This is a genomic window from Pseudomonas sp. RIT411 (assembly GCF_003057735.2).
GTDB lineage: Bacteria > Pseudomonadota > Gammaproteobacteria > Pseudomonadales > Pseudomonadaceae > Chryseomonas > Chryseomonas oryzihabitans.
Genome location: NZ_QBIZ02000002.1, coordinates 312268 through 329368, shown reverse-complemented (window position 1 = coordinate 329368; position 17101 = coordinate 312268). Strand labels below are relative to the sequence as shown.

Here is a 17101-nt window from a genome sequence, read left to right as displayed (position 1 = left end):
TGAGCGTTTGTGCACGCTTTTTGCTATCACGATCCGGGTACGACGATCGGACGGGAACTCTTAAAGAGCTTTCTTAAGAGTCACGGTTAATCCGCTCATCACACGCAAAATTTTGATGAAGCCTATCGCCCCTCCGAGAGAGGTGCTATATGTGCCGCCATTAGAACAAACAGCCACGGCTGACACGATGGCTGACTTTCAACCCAAAGGAGCATTTCTGATGCAAGCGATGAAGTGGAGCATTCTCGCCCTGGCCGTAGCCGCAGGGACCACTCAACTGGCTTTCGCCGACCAGCAGTCCGAATCCAAGGGCTTTGTCGAGGACAGCAAGCTGACCCTGCTGAACCGTAACTACTACTTCAACCGGGATCTCAAGAACGGCGCCAACGATCGTAAAGATTGGAGCCATGGCTTCCTGATGAACTACGCATCGGGCTTCACCCAGGGAACCGTAGGTGTCGGTGTGGACGCCTTCGGCTACCTGGGTCTGAAACTGGACGGCGGCCGCGGCCACGTCGGCTCCGGCAACCTGCAGATCGACAGCGACGGTCGCAACAAGGACGAGTACTCCACCGCTGGCGCCGCCGTCAAACTGCGCGTCTCCAACACCGTCCTGAAGTACGGCAACGTGCAGCCCACCTCCCCGGTCTTCGCCGTGGGTGGCAGCCGTCTGTTCCCGCAGACCGCTACCGGCTTCATGCTGACCAGCGAAGAAATCGAGAACCTGTTCCTGGAAGCGGGTCACATCACCGCTGCCCGTGACCGCACCAACACCTACCACGACGGCAACATGGGCGCGGCTTACGCTCCTGCGTTTACCACCAGTTCCGCCGATTACCTGGGTGGCAAGTACAAGATCAACGATCAACTGAACGCGTCGCTGTATTACGGCCGTCTGGAAGATCTGTGGAACCAGTACTACGCCAACGTCAACTTCGTGCAGCCGCTGGCAGCCAACCAGGCGCTGACCTTCGACTTCAACTACTACTACACCAAGGACGCTGGCAGCGCCAAGCTGGGCGACTTCACCAACAACGCCTACTCGCTGGCCGCCGCCTACAGCATCGATGCCCACACCTTCACCCTGGCCTACCAGGGCGTAAGCAGCGACTCGCCGTTCGACTACGTCGGCGTGGGTGGCAAGGGTGCTGGCACCGGCAACGGTGGCGACAGTATCTTCCTGGCCAACTCCATCCAGTACTCCGACTTCAACGCCTCCGGCGAGAAGTCCTGGCAGGCGCGCTACGACCTGAACATGGCGACCCTGGGCGTACCCGGCTTGAGCTTCATGGCCCGCTACATCTACGGTCACGACATCGACGCGCCCAAGGGCAGCACCGCCTACGCGGGCCTGTATCAGGATGGCGACAAAGAGCGCGAGACCAACGTCGAAGCCAAGTACGTCCTGCAGAGCGGCCCGGCCAAGGACCTGTCCTTCCGCGTCCGTCAAGCCTGGCACCGTGGCGACGCCAGCACCGGCGGCACCGTCAACGAGTTCCGCCTGATCACCGAGTACCCGCTGAACATCCTCTAATAGAGGCCAGCGTCACTCGCACGATCCAGCAGCCCGGCATTCGCCGGGCTGTTCTTTTCCGGCCTCCGGTCGGCGCCACCCGCGTCCCTGTACGCCCTGCCCCACCCCGCCGTACAATGCCGGTCCCGTCTCGATGCCGACAGACCGCCTAGCCATGCGTACCAGCCAGTTCCTGCTGTCCACCCTCAAAGAAACCCCTTCCGATGCCGTGGTGATCAGCCACCAGCTGCTGCTGCGTGCCGGCATGATCCGCAAGCTGGCCTCGGGTCTCTATACCTGGCTGCCGCTGGGCCTGCGCGTGCTGCGCAAGGTGGAAGCCGTGGTGCGCGAGGAAATGAACGCCACCGGCGCCCTGGAAGTGCTGATGCCGGCGATCCAGCCCGCCGAGCTGTGGCAGGAGTCCGGTCGCTGGGAGCAGTACGGCCCCGAGCTGCTGCGCCTGAAGGACCGTCATCAGCGCGATTTCTGCGTGGGCCCGACCCACGAGGAAGTCATCACCGACCTGATGCGCAACGAGTTGAACAGCTACAAGCAGCTGCCGATCAACCTGTACCAGATCCAGACCAAGTTCCGCGACGAGATCCGCCCGCGTTTCGGCCTGATGCGCGGCCGCGAGTTCGTGATGAAGGACGCCTATTCCTTCCACCTGAACCAGGCGTCGCTGCAGGAAACCTACGACGCCATGTACCAGGCGTACTGCAACGTCTTCAGTCGCCTGGGTCTGAACTTCCGTCCGGTGCAGGCCGACAACGGCTCCATCGGCGGCAGCGGTTCCCACGAATTCCATGTGCTGGCCGGCTCCGGTGAAGACGACATCGCCTTCAGCGACAGCTCCGACTACGCGGCCAACATCGAGAAGGCCGAGGCCCTGCCGCGGGAAACCGCGCGCGGCGCCGCCACCGAGGAATTGCGTCTGGTCGATACCCCCGACACCAAGACCATCGCCGATCTGGTGGAGAAATTCGGCCTGGCCATCGAAAAGACCGTGAAGACCCTGGTCGTGCGTGGCGCCGAGGAAGGCACCCTGGTCGCGCTGGTGGTGCGTGGCGATCACGAACTCAACGAGATCAAGGCGGCCAACCTGCCGGAAGTCGCCAGCCCCCTGGTGTTCGCCACCGAGCCGGAGATCCGCGCGGCCATCGGCGCCAGCCCCGGTTCCCTGGGCCCGATGAATCTGTCGATCCCCTGCATCGTCGATCGCTCGGTCGCCCTGATGAGTGATTTCGGCATCGGCGCCAACCAGGAAGACAAGCACTACTTCGGCGTGAACTGGGAGCGTGATCTGCCGCTGCCCCAGGTCGCCGATCTGCGCAACGTGGTGGCCGGCGATCCGAGCCCCGATGGCCAGGGCACCCTGGTGATCAAGCGCGGCATCGAAGTGGGCCATATCTTCCAGCTGGGCACCAAGTACAGCGAGGCGATGAAGCTGTCGGTACTGGGCGAGGAAGGCAAACCCACCACCCTGACCATGGGCTGCTACGGCATCGGGGTGTCCCGTGTGGTCGCCGCCGCCATCGAGCAGAACCATGACGAGCGCGGTATCCGCTGGCCGGCTGCCCTGGCGCCCTTCCAGATCGCCCTGGTGCCAATGAAGTACGAAAATGCCGCGGTGAAGGAAGCGACCGATCGCCTCTATGCCGAGCTGAAGGCCGCCGGCTTCGATGTGCTGCTGGACGACCGTGACAAGAAGACCAGCCCTGGCGTGAAGTTCGCCGACATGGAGCTGATCGGCATTCCCCATCGCCTGGTGGTGGGTGAGCGCGGTCTCAACGAAGGCCTGGTCGAATACAAGGGCCGTACCGACAGCGACAGCCAGAACGTCGCCCTGGCCGAGATCGTAGGCTTCCTCAAGGCCCGTTGAGGGCTACCGCTCCAGGTCAGGCGTCCGTGCGCCTGACCTGGAAGTCGGTCAGGCCTGCGCAGGCCACCTCCTCCAGCTCCACCCCGGTCACCTCGGCCGCTGCCGGTCCCTGCCAGAGCCAGAGCTCCATTTGGGCGAGCGCCTCGACCGAACCTTCCAGGTGGCATTCCACCCGGCCATCCGCCAGATTCCGCACCCAGCCGGTGACGCCCAGTCGCTGCGCCTCCTGCCGCGTGCTCTCGCGATAGTAGACGCCCTGGACGCAGCCACTGATCAGGCCATGACGTGCCGATTTTGCCATCATCGCGGGGCTCCTCGTTCTTCCAGCACCGGCGCGACCTTGAGCCACTGGGCCACGCTTCCGGCGAGCAGTTCATGACGTTGTGCCTGCAGCCGCGCGAAGGCCTCCTGCAACTGCGGATACCAGTCACCGGGAAAGCGCTCGGCAGGCGGCCAGCAATCCGGCGCAGGCGGTGCCCAGGGCGCGCGATCCAGCAGATCCAGCAGCGCATAGCCATGCAGGTCGCGGCAGAGCACCCAGTGGCCGCTGTCGTTCTGGCACACCAGGCGTTCCTGCTGCAGGAACGCCAGCACCGCATGCCATTCATGCTCCGGCAGCTTCCAGCCCGCCTGGTGCAGCCGCCCCAGGTGCAGACTGGAACCGCTCTGCTGCCGTTCCAGGAAAGCGCGCAGCACGGCGAGCAGGATGAAGAAGGCCGGCAGCGGTGCGCGGCGCCAGTGATGGGTGGTGGACAGGCTGCAGACCACCTCCGCGCCGAGCAGCACGATCAGCCAGCAGACATAGATCCACACCAGGAACAGCGGCACCGTGGCAAAGGCGCCATAGATCAGCTGGTAGCCGGGGAAATAGAAGACATAGAGGCCGAACAGACTCTTGGCCGCCTCGAACAGCACCCCGGTGAGTGCCCCACCAATCAGCGCGTGGCGCAGCGGGACCCGGGTGTTGGGCACGGCGGCATACATCAGGGTGAAGGCGGCGATGCTGAACAGCAGCGGCGTGACCTTGAGCAGTGCCTGGGCGCCGGACATGCCGTAGGAGCCGAACACCAGGGCCACCGAGGCCAGATAGGTACTCATGGCGAAGCCGGCGCCCAGCAGCAGGGGCCCCAGGCTGAGCACCGCCCAGTAGAGCAGGAAGCTGGAGACCCCGCGCCGCGGAATGCGTACCCGCCAGATGTCGTTGAAGGTCTTTTCCACCGTCACCAGCATGAAGAAGGACGTCACCGCCAGGAGGGCCACGCCCAGCCAGGTCAGGTGCCGCGCCTGCTCGATGAAGTTGCGCAGGTACTCTTCCAGGGTCGCCCCGGTGGAGGGCACGAAATTGCGGAAGATGAAGGCCTGGATCTGCACTTCCGTGCCCTGGAAGGCGGGTATCGCCGAGAGCATGGCGAAGGTGACGGTCATCACCGGGACCACCGCGAACAGGGTGGTATAGGTGAGAGCCGCGGCATTGTTGGGGGCGCGGTCTTCGATGAAGCGGTCGGCGAGGTAGCGAACGAAGGACAGCAGTTCACGCAAGCGGGCCGGCATTGGCGGTTCCTCGAAAGGCACGGTCAAGGGCTGGCGCGGCAGTCCTCGCCAACCCGCTACAATGGGCATCTTACCTTCTATGGATCAGCCCATGAGTGAAATCGTCCTCTATCACAATCCGCGCTGCTCGAAATCGCGGGCGGCCCTGGAGCTGCTGCAAAGCCGCGAGCTAGCCGTGTCCGTGGTGCCCTACCTGGAAACGCCGCCGGATGCCGCCACCCTGCGCGCGCTGCTCGCCAAGCTGGGCCTGGAAGCGCGTCAGTTGTTGCGCACCGGCGAGGACGCCTATCGCGAATTGAACCTCGCCGATCCGGCGCTGGACGACGCAGCCCTGATCGCGGCCATGGCCGCCCATCCCAAGCTGATCGAAAGACCCATCGCCGTGCGCGGCGAACGCGCCGTCGTCGGTCGTCCCCCCGAGCGTGTCCTGGAGATCCTGCAATGACCCCCGAAGCCTATGTCCTGGTGCTCTACTACAGCCGCCATGGCGCCACCGCCGAGATGGCCCGTCAGGTCGCCCGCGGGGTGGAGATGGGCGGCATGGCCGCGCGCCTGCGTACCGTGCCGGCGGTCTCCGCCGAGTGCGCCGCCGTCGCCCCGGCGGTACCCGAGCAGGGCGCGGTCTACGCCACCCTCGACGACCTGCGCGATTGCGCGGCCCTCGCCCTGGGCAGTCCGACGCGCTACGGCAACATGGCCGCCGCCATGAAGTACTTTCTCGACGGCACCAACAGCCTCTGGCTGACCGGCGCCCTGGTGGACAAGCCCGCCGGCGTCTTCACCTCCACCGCCAGTCTGCACGGCGGCCAGGAGAGCACCCTGCTGTCCATGGCCCTGCCGCTGCTGCACCACGGCATGCTCATCACCGGCCTGCCCTACAGCGAGAGCGCCCTGCTGGAAACCAAGGGGGGCGGTACGCCCTATGGGCCGAGTCATTTCGCCGGGGCGGATGGCAAGCGCGCGCTGGACGAGCAGGAGACGGCGCTGTGCCGGGCCCTGGGCAAGCGCCTGGCGACCCTGGCGGGTCGCTTGCAGAAGAAGTAGTAGCGGTAGCCGGCGCGGCTACCAGCCCATGATTTCCTTGACGAAGGGAATGGTGAGCTTGCGTCGCGCCTGCAGCGACGCCTGATCCAGGCGTTCAAGCATGTCGAACAGGGCGTCCATGCTGCGGGTGTTGCGCGAGAGGATGAAGCGACCGACCTCGTCGGTCAGGTGCAGGCCGCGGCGGGAGGCCCGCAGTTGCAGGGCGCGCAGCTTGTCTTCGTCGGACAGCGGGCGCAACTGGAAGACCAGCGCCAGGGTCAGGCGCGACTTGAGATCGGCCAGCTGCACCGGCAATTGCCGCGGCGAGGCGGTACTGGAGATCAGCAGTCGCTTGCCGGCATCGCGCAGGCGATTGAACAGATGGAAGAGCGCCTCTTCCCAGCGCCGCTGCCCGGCCAGGGCGTCGAGATCGTCAAGGCAGACCAGCTCGCACTGTTCGAGGTTGTCGAACAGCTCGACGCCGTAGTCGGCCAGTTCGCCCATGGGCAGGTAGATGGCGCGCTCGCCCAGTTCTTCCAGGCGGTGACAGGCGGCCTGCATCAGGTGGCTGCGACCGGCACCCGCGCCGCCCCAGAGATAGATCAGGCTTTCCGTCCAGCCGGCATCGGCATCGCAGAGACGCTCGACATAGCCGAGCGCCGCGGCATTGGCGCCAGGGTAGTAGTTGACGAAGGTGGCGTCGTCACGCAGACGAATGCCCAGGGGCAGCTGTAAAGGCATCATGCCGGCTCGAACGGCTCTTGGCAGTTTCGCGAGGGCGCCAAGTCTAACCAAATCCCGGGCCCCTCGCAGCAGCCGCTTCAGTCTTAGGTGTCAGCCCTCATGGCCAGCGGAAATACAGGGTGGTTCGCGCCGGTTGCGCGGCTGACGCCGGCGGGGCCGCGGGCGGGGTCGGAGCAGCCGTGGCATCGACGGGTGCAGCCGGGGTCGCCGGTGCCGGAGCGGCCGGCGCCGTAGCGGGCTGCAGACCGGCAAGACCGAGTTGCGCCTGCAACTGGTCCGGATTGGCGGTGAGGTCGTAGGTCAGCTGGGTGCCGTCGACCTTGACCAGCCGGCTCGACAGGGGCTCCAGTACCTTCTGCAGCTGGGCATAGCGTTCGAAGTTGGAATTGTCGGCCACCAGGGTCAGCGGCTGGGTCGTGCCCGGGCGGGAGACGAATTTCTTTGACAGGCGCGCGGCGACATCCTGCAGCACCGCAGCGGCCAGGGCATCCTGATCGGCGGCCTGGCTGCTGCCCTGTTCGGCGGCACCGTTGTTCCACAGGCGCCACTGGGCCTGCCAGCCATTGCCTTGGGGTTTGGCGTGGACGGCCAGCAGGGCATTGGCGCCGTAGCGCTCGGAGGCCTGGCGCAGGGCGGTCGGATCGCTGGCGTCGATGTTGGCGGCGGTGCCGGCGAGTTGTTCGTTGAGGTCGGCCAGCGGCAGACGGATCGGCAGACCGGCGCGCTGGGCGCCGCGCTGGACCCCGGTGCTGGCGGGCTGGCCGTCACCGACCAGGGTCGCCCCGCTGTCGGCGTCGTTGAGCCACCAGATCATCACCACCGGACGATTGGCGCCCCATACCGAGAGACCCGCCTGACCCAGGGCCCGCTCGGTGGCGGCCGGATCGAAGTTGACCACCAGCACCTCCGGCGGACCGGCGTCGTAGCCGTACTGGCTGATCAGGGATTCGGGCGCCGCCAGGGCGCTGGCCAGCGCCGGGGTCTGGCCGGCCTGGGGGTTGCCGGTCAGGCGCCCGGCCAGGACCTGCAGGGCGCGCTTGAGGGCGGCATTACGCTCGTCCGGCTGTTGCGAGGTCACCGGCTCGCGGACCTGGTAGAGGTTGTCCACCACCTCGGCGCGGGCGAGCGGACTCAGGACCAGCAGCGAAGCGAGCAACGGAAGGACGAGACGGCGCATGGCGATTCCATAGAAGGGGCAAGGGGCATACCTTAAAAGCCGCCTGACCCGCGAGCAAGGGCACTGGGTCGCGGGCCGCGCAGAAGGTTGCGGCGGAGACTGCCCGCCCGGCGAACGGGCAGGCGATCTGGCTCAGACCACGGCAGGCTGGCCGGGTGCCATCGCCGCCCGGACCGGAGGCCGCGGCGGGCCGCGTGCTTTGGCACGGCTTCTGGTAAAATCGCCCGCCTCATTGCCGGCTGGCGCCAGCCGGCTCGTTTCGCCATTAGCCAAAGGCCAGGATTCATGAGCAAACAACCCCAGCTGAGCTACAAGGACGCCGGTGTAGACATCGACGCCGGTGAGGCTCTGGTAGAACGCATCAAGGGCGTCGCCAAGCGCACCGCCCGCCCGGAAGTCATGGGCGGCCTGGGGGGCTTCGGTGCCCTGTGCGAGATCCCGGCAGGCTATCGCCAGCCGGTACTGGTCTCCGGCACCGACGGTGTCGGCACCAAGCTGCGCCTGGCCATGAACCTGGCCAAGCACGACAGCATCGGCATCGACCTGGTCGCCATGTGCGTCAACGACCTGGTGGTCTGCGGCGCCGAGCCGCTGTTCTTCCTCGACTACTACGCCACCGGCAAGCTCAACGTCGACGTCGCTGCCCAGGTAGTGACCGGCATCGGCACCGGCTGCGAACAGGCCGGCTGCTCCCTGGTGGGCGGCGAGACCGCCGAGATGCCCGGCATGTACGAAGGCGAAGACTACGACCTGGCCGGCTTCTGCGTCGGCGTGGTGGAGAAGTCCGAGATCATCGACGGTTCCAAGGTGGCTACCGGCGACGCCCTGATCGCCCTGCCCTCCTCCGGTCCGCACTCCAACGGCTATTCGCTGATCCGCAAGATCATCGAGGTGGCCGGTGCCGACATCGAGAACATCCAGCTCGACGGCCAGCCGCTGACCGAGCTGCTGATGGCGCCCACCCGCATCTACGTCAAGCCGCTGCTCAAGCTGATCAAGGACACCGGCACGGTCAAGGCCATGGCCCACATCACCGGCGGCGGTCTGCTGGACAACATCCCGCGCGTGCTGCCCGAAGGCGCCCAGGCGGTGCTCGACGTGGCCAGCTGGCAGCGTCCGGCGGTGTTCGACTGGCTGCAGCAGCAGGGCAACGTCGACGAGACCGAGATGCACCGCGTGCTGAACTGCGGCGTGGGCATGGTCATCTGCGTGGCCCAGGAGCAGGTCGAAGCCGCCCTGCAGGTGCTGCGTGCCGAGGGTGAGCAACCCTGGGTCATCGGCCGCATCGAACAGGCCGCCGCAGGCGCCGACCAGGTCGTGCTGAACAATCTGAAACAGCACGGATGAGTCAAGCCGACTGCGCCGTGGTGGTGCTCATCTCCGGCCACGGCAGCAACCTGCAAGCCCTGATCGACGCCGCGACGCCGCCCGTGCGGATCGCGGCGGTGATCGCCAACCGCGCCGAGGCCTATGGTCTGGAGCGGGCCCGGCAGGCCGGGATCGCCACCCAGGTGATCGATCACCGCGAGCATGCCGATCGCGAAGGCTTCGATGCGGCCCTGGCGGCCGCCATCGACGCCCAGGGCGCCGATCTGGTGGTGCTGGCCGGCTTCATGCGCATCCTCACGCCGGGCTTCGTGCGGCGCTACCAGGGTCGCCTGCTCAATATCCATCCTTCGCTGCTGCCCCTCTACAAGGGCTTGCACACCCACCAGCGCGCCCTCGATGCCGGCGATGCCTGGCACGGGTGCAGCGTGCACTTCGTCACCGAAGAGCTGGATGGCGGTCCGGTCGTGCTGCAGTCGCGGGTGCCGGTACGTTCCGAAGATACGGCGGAGAGCCTGGCGACACGGGTACACGCCGCCGAGCACCTCCTTTATCCTGTGGCCGTGCGGTTGTTCGCCGAAGGCCGTCTGCGGCTGGGTACCCTGGGTGCCGAGCTCGACGGCGAGGCGCTGCCGCCTACCGGGGCCGAGTTGCCGTCGCTGACGGCCGTGGCCTCCCCTTCCTGATCCAAGGAGAAACTGATGCGACGTCTGTTGTTCCTATTGGCCACCCTCTGCAGCGCCTCGGCCTTTGCCTTCGACCTGCAGCCGTTCACGGCCAGCTACACCGCCGACTGGAAGCAGATGCCGGTCAGCGGCTCGGCCGAGCGCTCGTTGCAGAAGGAAGCCGATGGCCGCTGGGAGCTGAAGTTCGAAGCCTCCATGCTGGTCGCCGGCCTCAACGAATCCAGCACCTTCCGCCGCGAAGGCGAGGCCTTTCTGCCGGATACCTACCAGTACAAGCGCAGCGGCCTGGGCAAGAGCCGCGAAAGCGAGCTGACCTTCGACTGGGCCGGCAAGAAGGTCACCGGCAAGGACAAGGATGATCCGGTCAGCCTGACCCTGGATCGCGGTCTGCTGGACAAGTCCACCTACCAGCTCAAGCTGCAGCAGGACGTGGCCGACGGCAAGAAGAGCATGAGCTACCAGATCGTCGACGGCGACAGCATCGACACCTATGACTTCCGCGTCATCGGCCCGGAGCGCATCCGCACCCCGCTGGGCCTGCTCGACACCATCAAGGTCGAGCGCGTGCGCGACCCGACCAAGAGCAGCCGCAAGACCGAGCTGTGGTTCGCCAAGGACTGGGACTATCTGCTGGTGCGTCTCTACCAGCAGGAGAGCGACGGCAAGGAATACCAGACCAGCCTCAAGGAAGGCACGGTCAATGGGCGCACGGTGAAGGGCGCCAACTGATCTGGTCTGCGGGCAAAAAACGCCCTCTTCGGAGGGCGTTTTCTTTTATGCGCCCACGCAGGTGTGATGGCTGCCCCTGGTGACAGGCGAGTGGGTATCCAGCAGCCTTCTTCAGGCAGTGTGCCTCTTCTCCTATCGCGGCCATGGGCCGCTCCTACAAAATCCATAAAGGTGTAGGAGCGGCCCATGGCCGCGATACCAACGCCGCGAGACGACAACCGCAAGCGCGACAGATTGTCGCAGAAATTGTAACGACTTGTTGCCGAGATACGCCTTGGTCCGGAAGCGAAACGCTCTAGTATGGGTTTTCAAGCCCTGCCGTAGCGCGGGCTCGACCAAGGAGATTCAGCATGACCATTACCGTAACCGAACGTGACGAAGACCATATGTCCCGCGAAGCCCGTGGCCTGGGCATGCATCTGTGGGACGTGAAGCAGGAAGGGGAACTGGTCGGCGTCTACCAGAGCGAAGCCGCTGCCCTGGAATACAAGGAGCAGATCGAACACGAAGGCGCGTCGCACGCCGAGTGAGTCGAAGGATCTTTTTACCGACTGCCTGAAAAAGGCCCGCCTCTTGGAGGCGGGCCTTTTTCGTTTCAGGGAGTAGCGACGGGTTGGGGTAGGTTGGGTTGAGCGGAGTGAAGTCCAACGTCACCTGGTCCAGCGGTATGTTTGGTTCCCCTCACCCCAACCCTCTCCCAGAGGGAGAGGGGGTGGTTCAGCGCGGGGAGCTTTATCGTCGGAGCCCAACATGGCCCCAACCTCGTCCTAGTGCACCAACTCGTCGGCGAATACCTTGTCCAGGGTGATGGGCAGATCGCGTACGCGCTTGCCGGTGGCGTGGAAGATGGCGTTGGCAATGGCGGCCGCCACCCCGACGATACCGATCTCGCCGATACCCTTGGCGCCCAGCGGATTAACGATCTCGTCCTTCTCTTCAACGAAGATCACCTCCAGCTGCTGGATGTCCGCCTGCACCGGGAAGTGGTACTCGGCGAGACTGTGATTCATCCAGCGACCTTCGGAGGTATCCATCATTCCCTCTTCCTGCAGGCCCATGCCGATACCCCAGACGATGCCGCCGGCCACCTGGTTCTCGCCGGTCTTGAGGTTCAGTATGCGACCCGCGGCCACGGCGGTGACCACGCGACTGACCTGGACGCTGCCGAAGTCTTCGTCGACCTTGACCTCGACGAACACCGCCGAGTGGGTACCGGTGGCGTAGTCGTCGCGCCCCTCCGCCGGTTCGGCGCTGGCCAGGGTTTCCATGGACGGCGAGCCAGAGGCCTTGAGGATGGCGGTGAAGTCGACGCGCTGGGCCGGGTCGGTCTTGAGGCTGATGCCGCCATCGGCGAACACCACCTGGTCCAGTTCGGCCTTGGCCAGCGGCGAGTCGTCCATCTCCTTGGCCGCATCCAGCAGTTGCTGGCGCAGCTGGTCGCAGGCCAGTTTCACCGCGGTGCCCACCGAGGAGACGGTGAAGGAACCACCTTCCAGCGGCGCTTTGGGCAGGGTGGAATCGCCCAGCTTGAAGGTGACCTTGTCCAGCGGCAGGCCGAGGTTTTCGGCGGCGATCTGGGTCATCACCGTGTAGGTGCCGGTGCCGATGTCGGAGGTGGCACTGGCCACCACCAGGCTGCCGTCGATGTTCATCACCGCCTTGGCGGTGGCGGGTTGCTGCATGGCTTCCCAGACCCCGGTGGCCATGCCCCAGCCCACCAGCTGGTTGCCGTCGCGCATGGAGCGTGGCGCCATGCTGCGCTGCTCCCAGCCGAACCGCTCGGCGGCCTGGCGGTAGCACGCCAGCAGTTCCTTGCTGGAATAGGGCTTGCCCTTGGCCGGATCGGTGTCGGTGAAATTGCGGATGCGCAATTCCAGCGGATCGATGTCGGCAGCATAGGCCAGTTCGTCCATGGCGCTTTCCAGCGCATAGACACCCAGCACCGCGCCCGGGGCGCGCATGTCCAGGGGGGTGTAGACGTCCAGCGCGGCCAGTTGATAGGCCAGCTTGACGTTGGGGCAGGCATAAAGCGACGCCGACCAGACCAGCACCATTTCGGTGAAGTCCTCGAAGCGCGAGGTGATGCCCAGGGCGCTGTGATCGATGGCCTGCAGCTTGCCGTCGCTGTCGCAGGCCAGCTTGAGTTGCTGGTAGGTCTCGGGGCGATAGCCGAAGGTGAACATCTGCTGGCGGGTCAGGGTCACCCGCACCGAGCGCTTGAGTTGCAGCGCGGCCATGGTCGCCAGCACCAGCTGGTACTGGGGACGCAGACCGGAGCCGAAGGCGCCGCCGACGAAGGGCGAGATGACCTTCACGTCACCCTCGCCCAGGCCGAAGATGTTGCTGACGAACTGGGCGCTGTTCTGCACGCCCTGGGTCTTGTCATGCACAGTCAGCTTGCCGTCCTTGTGGTAGATGACGGTCGAGGCATGCATCTCCATGGGGTTGTGGAATTCCGCCGCGGAGTGGTACTCGGCCTCGATCCGTACGGGCGCCGCGGCCCAGGCCGCCGAGGCGTCGCCGCGGTTGTCCGGCAATTCCATGGGCGCTTCGTGGGCCTGGCTGCGGGCCTGGGCCAGGTCGGTGGCATGGTCTTCCTCGCTGTACTGGGCCCGGATCAGCGAGGCGGCGTGGCGCGCGGCTTCGAAGGTCTCGGCCACCACCAGGGCGATGGGCTGGCCGCTGTAGAGGATGCGATCGTTGTACAGCGGCCGGAAGGGCTTGCCGTCGGCCGCGTCCATGTCGGTGTAGCTCTCGTCGTAGCTGGCCATCTTGGGTCGGTTGAGATGGCTGAGCACCTCGAGCACACCCGGCTGGGCCAGGGCTTCGCTGACGTCCAGGTCGAGCAGGCGACCCTTGGTGATGGTGGCATTGACCACGAAGCCGAAGGCCAGATCAGGGACGCTGAATTCGCCCGCATAGAGCGCCCGGCCGGTGACCTTGAGCGGACCGTCGACGCGGGGAACGGCTTTTTGCAGATGGACGACGGTCATTGCAGGGTACCTCCGGCGGCTTCGGTAAGGGCACGCACGATGGCGCGCCGGGCCAGTTCGATCTTGAAGCTGTTGTGGGCGAAGCCCTGGGCGCCCTGCAGCAGGCGATCGGCCAAGTGGCCAAAGGCCGCCTTGTCCGCCATCTGACCGACGACGGCCTGCTCGGCTTCTGGCAGACGCCAGGGTTTGTGGGCCACGCCGCCCAGGGCGACGCGGACCTGCTTGATGCGCTCGCCGTCCAGTTCCAGCGCGGCTGCCACCGAGACCAGGGCGAAGGCATAGGAGGCGCGGTCGCGAATCTTCAGGTAGGCGCTGTTGGCCGCCAGGCTGTCGGCCGGCAGGGTCACGGCGGTGATGAGTTCATCGGCGGCGAGGTTGGTATCGCGCTCGGGGGTGTCGCCGGGCAGTCGATGGAAGTCGGCGAAGTCGATGACGCGCTCGCCGTTCGGACCGCTTACCTCGACCCGGGCTTCCAGCGCGGCCAGGGCCACGCACATGTCCGAGGGATGGGTGGCGATGCACTGCCCGCTGTGGCCGAGGATGGCGTGGATGCGATTCTGGCCTTCGCGGGCACCGCAGCCGGAGCCGGGCTCACGCTTGTTGCAGGGGGTGCCCACGTCGTAGAAGTAGTAGCAGCGGGTACGCTGCAGCAGGTTGCCGCCAGTGGAGGCCATGTTGCGCAGTTGCGGCGAGGCGCCGGCGAGGATCGCCTTGGCCAGCAGCGGATAGCGCCGCTGTACCTCGGGGTGATAGGCGACCTCGGCGTTCTTGACCAGGGCACCGATGCGCAGACCGCCTTCGGCGGTGGTCTCGACCTCGCGCAGGGGTAGGCCGTTGACGTCGATCAGCTGCTCGGGGCGCTCGACGTTTTCCTTCATCAGATCCAGCAGGTTGGTGCCACCGGCGATGAAATGGGTCTGGGGGCCATGCTGGCGGATGGCGTCGGGCACGGCGTTGGGCTTGGCATAACCGAAGCGGTTCATTCGCGGCCCTCCCCTTGCTGACAATCCGGACGCGCCCGCTCGATGGCGGCGCGGATGTTGCGATAGGCGCCGCAGCGGCAGAGGTTGCCGCTCATCTGCTCGGCCACCTCGGCCTCGCTGTGGGCATGGCCCTCCTTGAGCATGCCGATCGCCGAGCAGATCTGCCCCGGGGTGCAATAGCCGCACTGGAAGGCGTCTTCGGCGACGAAGGCGGCCTGCATGGGGTGCAACTGGTCGCCCTGGGCCAGGCCCTCGATGGTGGTGACCTCGGCGCCGTCCTGCATGACCGCCAGGGCCAGGCAGCTGTTGATGCGGGTGCCGTTGACCAGCACGGTGCAGGCGCCGCACTGCCCGTGATCGCAGCCCTTCTTGGTACCGGTCAGATCGAGGTGGTCGCGCAAGAGATCGAGCAGCGTGGTCCAGGGCTCCACGGCCAGCTGCAGCTGCTTGCCGTTGAGGGTCAGGGCGATGGTATGGGACTCGGGTTCGGCCAGGGGCTGGAGCTGGCGCGCGGGGGTGGCGTTCATGGCGGACCTCACGGTTAAAGCCGCGGGGTGCAGATTGCCCCCGTGGTCGGAATCAGGCGGTGACAGCGAAAGGCCACCTCAGGTAAGGGACTGCGCCCGACCGGAAGCGGTTCAGCACCCCTGCCCAGCGGTATTCAACGTCACGTTGAAGGTTGTTCAGCGAAGCGTTGGAAAGCCCGTGTCAGAGGGTTTCGCCCTGGTCAGGACACATCTGGTATGGCGCTTCGCTACGCCAGCGGCCCAGTGGCCTGAACCCCATAGGTTCTGGGGCAGTCATCAGAACTCCCGTGATGTGCCCCCAACGATGAGAATCCGACCATGGCTTCCGACTCCGATGCACGCTGGCGCCTGTCCCGGCGTCAGTTCCTCGGCACCTCCGCGGTGCTGGTAGCGACCAGCGCCATACCCGGCTATGGCTTCGCCCAGGCCAGCGGTGGCGCGCCCCTGACGCCCCAGGCCATCGCCGCCCGCCTGCCGCAACTGCTGCCGCTGACCCTGCAGATCAATGGCGAGGCGCGCCGGCTCCGGGTCGACAGCCGCACCACCCTGCTCGATGCGCTGCGCGAGAACCTGCACCTCACCGGCACCAAGAAAGGCTGCGACCATGGCCAGTGCGGCGCCTGCACGGTGCTGGTGAACGGCCAGCGCATCAACAGCTGCCTGAGCCTGGCGGCCATGCACGAAGGCGACACCATCACCACCATCGAGGGCCTGGGCAACGCCGAGCGCCTGCATCCCATGCAGGCGGCCTTCCTGGCCAAGGACGGTTTCCAGTGCGGCTATTGCACCCCGGGGCAGATCTGCTCGGCGGTGGCCCTGCTGGACGAGGTCAAGGCCGGCATGCCCAGTCACGTCTCGAAGCGCCTCGACGGACCGATGCGGCTGAGCGAGGAAGAGATCCGCGAGCGCATGAGCGGCAATCTCTGCCGCTGCAGTGCCTATCCCAACATCGTCGCGGCCATCCAGATGGCGGGGGGCCAGGCATGAGAGTCTTCGACTATCAGCGCGTGCAGACCGAAGCCGATGCCAGCCGCCAGGGTGCGCGGGCCGGCAGTCGCTTCATCGCCGGCGGCACCAATCTGCTGGACCTGATGAAGCTGGAGATCGAGACCCCCAGCCAGGTGCTGGACATCAATCGCCTGCAGCTGGACCAGATCAGCGCCACCGCGGATGGCGGCCTGCGCATCGGTACTCTGGTGCGCAACTCCACCCTGGCCGCCGATGCCCGGGTGCGCGAACGCTATCCGGTGCTCTCCCGCGCGCTGCTGGCCGGTGCCTCGGCGCAGTTACGCAACAAGGCCACCACCGGCGGCAACCTCCTGCAGCGCACCCGCTGCTCCTACTTCTACAACACCGCCATGCCCTGCAACAAACGCCAGCCCGGCAGTGGTTGCGCGGCCCTGGGCGGCTTCAATCGCATGAACGCGGTGATCGGCGCCAGCGATCAGTGCATCGCCGTGCACCCCTCCGACATGGCGGTGGCCATGCGGGTGCTGGACGCCACGGTAGAGACCCGCGAAGCCAATGGCCGCACCCGGCGCATCCCCCTCGCCGATTTCCATCGCCTGCCCGGGGACACCCCGCAGATCGAGACGGTGCTGCAACCCGGCGAACTCATCACCGCCGTGACCCTGCCGCCGCCACCGCCCGGCATCCAGGTCTATCGCAAGGTGCGCGACCGTGCCTCCTATGCATTCGCCCTGGTGTCCATGGCCGCCATCGTCGAGCTGGACGGCCCGCGCATCCGCAGCGGTCGGGCGGCCTTCGGCGGCCTGGCGCACAAGCCCTGGCGGGTGGCGGCGGCCGACCAGGCCTTTGCCGGCCAGGCCGTGGACAGCGATCTGGCGGCCGTGGGCGATGCCCTGCTCGCCGGTGCCCGTGGCTATGGCCACAACGACTTCAAGCTCGAGCTGACCCGCCGCATCCTGCGCGCCGGCGTGGCCGACGCTCGCCAACAGGCCTGAGGA

17 protein-coding genes are annotated in these 17101 nt (G+C 66.2%); 10 read left to right on the top strand and 7 right to left on the bottom strand.

Annotation, left to right across the window (positions count from 1 at the left end):
• The first annotated feature begins 220 nt into the window (after positions 1-220).
• Both DBY63_RS04230 and DBY63_RS04225 read left to right on the top strand, forming a co-directional pair.
• Entirely contained in the window at positions 221-1534 is a 1314-nt protein-coding gene (locus tag DBY63_RS04230; protein ID WP_108581332.1) for an OprD family porin, read from the top strand.
• Positions 1535-1688: 154 nt separating this feature from the next.
• Positions 1689-3395: a proline--tRNA ligase gene (locus DBY63_RS04225; protein ID WP_027596987.1), complete on the top strand. Its 1707-nt coding sequence runs from the start codon at positions 1689-1691 to the stop codon at positions 3393-3395.
• A gap of 16 nt (positions 3396-3411) precedes the next feature.
• Here the strand turns inward: DBY63_RS04225 and DBY63_RS04220 are convergent, their stop codons facing one another.
• Together DBY63_RS04220 and DBY63_RS04215 are read right to left on the bottom strand one after the other, a co-directional pair.
• A complete protein-coding gene (locus DBY63_RS04220) occupies positions 3412-3696 on the bottom strand; it encodes an acylphosphatase (protein WP_108581434.1) in 285 nt (94 codons plus the stop codon).
• Positions 3696-4946 carry a YihY family inner membrane protein gene (locus DBY63_RS04215; protein WP_027602651.1) on the bottom strand — a complete coding sequence of 417 codons (1251 nt, stop codon included), beginning with the start codon at positions 4944-4946 and terminating at the stop codon, positions 3696-3698. Before DBY63_RS04215 ends, DBY63_RS04220 begins: the two co-directional genes overlap by 1 nt.
• Positions 4947-5037: 91 nt before the next feature.
• Between DBY63_RS04215 and arsC the strand changes: the two genes are divergently transcribed.
• Both arsC and wrbA read left to right on the top strand, forming a co-directional pair.
• Positions 5038-5391 carry an arsenate reductase (glutaredoxin) gene (arsC, locus tag DBY63_RS04210; RefSeq protein ID WP_007159306.1) on the top strand — a complete coding sequence of 118 codons (354 nt, stop codon included), beginning with the start codon at positions 5038-5040 and terminating at the stop codon, positions 5389-5391.
• Positions 5388-5990: an NAD(P)H:quinone oxidoreductase gene (wrbA, locus tag DBY63_RS04205; protein WP_108581331.1), complete on the top strand. Its 603-nt coding sequence runs from the start codon at positions 5388-5390 to the stop codon at positions 5988-5990. The genes arsC and wrbA overlap by 4 nt, the downstream gene beginning before the upstream one ends.
• Before the next feature lie 18 nt (positions 5991-6008).
• Here the strand turns inward: wrbA and hda are convergent, their stop codons facing one another.
• Together hda and DBY63_RS04195 are read right to left on the bottom strand one after the other, a co-directional pair.
• Positions 6009-6713: a DnaA regulatory inactivator Hda gene (gene hda, locus DBY63_RS04200; RefSeq protein ID WP_017638945.1), complete on the bottom strand. Its 705-nt coding sequence runs from the start codon at positions 6711-6713 to the stop codon at positions 6009-6011.
• A gap of 97 nt (positions 6714-6810) precedes the next feature.
• Positions 6811-7890 (bottom strand): DUF2066 domain-containing protein, encoded by a 1080-nt coding sequence (locus DBY63_RS04195; protein ID WP_108581330.1) that lies wholly within the window; start codon positions 7888-7890, stop codon positions 6811-6813.
• A gap of 285 nt (positions 7891-8175) precedes the next feature.
• Here DBY63_RS04195 and purM point away from each other — a divergent pair, with 285 nt between their 5' ends.
• The 4 genes from purM (at position 8176) to DBY63_RS04175 (ending at position 11161) form a co-directional block, all read left to right on the top strand.
• A complete protein-coding gene (purM, locus tag DBY63_RS04190) occupies positions 8176-9237 on the top strand; it encodes a phosphoribosylformylglycinamidine cyclo-ligase (RefSeq protein WP_108581329.1) in 1062 nt (353 codons plus the stop codon).
• Positions 9234-9902: a phosphoribosylglycinamide formyltransferase gene (gene purN, locus DBY63_RS04185; protein ID WP_108581328.1), complete on the top strand. Its 669-nt coding sequence runs from the start codon at positions 9234-9236 to the stop codon at positions 9900-9902. The genes purM and purN overlap by 4 nt, the downstream gene beginning before the upstream one ends.
• A gap of 15 nt (positions 9903-9917) precedes the next feature.
• Entirely contained in the window at positions 9918-10631 is a 714-nt protein-coding gene (locus tag DBY63_RS04180; RefSeq protein ID WP_027596994.1) for a DUF3108 domain-containing protein, read from the top strand.
• 350 nt (positions 10632-10981) lie between these two features.
• Positions 10982-11161 (top strand): hypothetical protein, encoded by a 180-nt coding sequence (locus tag DBY63_RS04175; protein ID WP_007159313.1) that lies wholly within the window; start codon positions 10982-10984, stop codon positions 11159-11161.
• Positions 11162-11398: 237 nt separating this feature from the next.
• Here the strand turns inward: DBY63_RS04175 and DBY63_RS04170 are convergent, their stop codons facing one another.
• From DBY63_RS04170 to DBY63_RS04160, 3 genes are read right to left on the bottom strand one after another with little or no spacing between them, the layout of a single operon-like run.
• Positions 11399-13624, bottom strand: coding sequence for a xanthine dehydrogenase family protein molybdopterin-binding subunit (locus DBY63_RS04170; protein ID WP_108581327.1), 2226 nt, complete (start codon positions 13622-13624; stop codon positions 11399-11401).
• Positions 13621-14607: a xanthine dehydrogenase family protein subunit M gene (locus DBY63_RS04165; RefSeq protein WP_108581326.1), complete on the bottom strand. Its 987-nt coding sequence runs from the start codon at positions 14605-14607 to the stop codon at positions 13621-13623. Before DBY63_RS04165 ends, DBY63_RS04170 begins: the two co-directional genes overlap by 4 nt.
• Positions 14604-15134 (bottom strand): (2Fe-2S)-binding protein, encoded by a 531-nt coding sequence (locus DBY63_RS04160; RefSeq protein WP_007159316.1) that lies wholly within the window; start codon positions 15132-15134, stop codon positions 14604-14606. Before DBY63_RS04160 ends, DBY63_RS04165 begins: the two co-directional genes overlap by 4 nt.
• A 318-nt stretch (positions 15135-15452) precedes the next feature.
• Between DBY63_RS04160 and paoA the strand changes: the two genes are divergently transcribed.
• Positions 15453-16121: an aldehyde dehydrogenase iron-sulfur subunit PaoA gene (gene paoA, locus DBY63_RS04155; RefSeq protein WP_027602642.1), complete on the top strand. Its 669-nt coding sequence runs from the start codon at positions 15453-15455 to the stop codon at positions 16119-16121.
• On the top strand, positions 16118-17098 hold the full coding sequence (locus tag DBY63_RS04150; protein ID WP_027596998.1) for a xanthine dehydrogenase family protein subunit M: 981 nt from the start codon (positions 16118-16120) through the stop codon (positions 17096-17098). The genes paoA and DBY63_RS04150 overlap by 4 nt, the downstream gene beginning before the upstream one ends.
• The last annotated feature ends 3 nt before the right edge of the window (positions 17099-17101 follow it).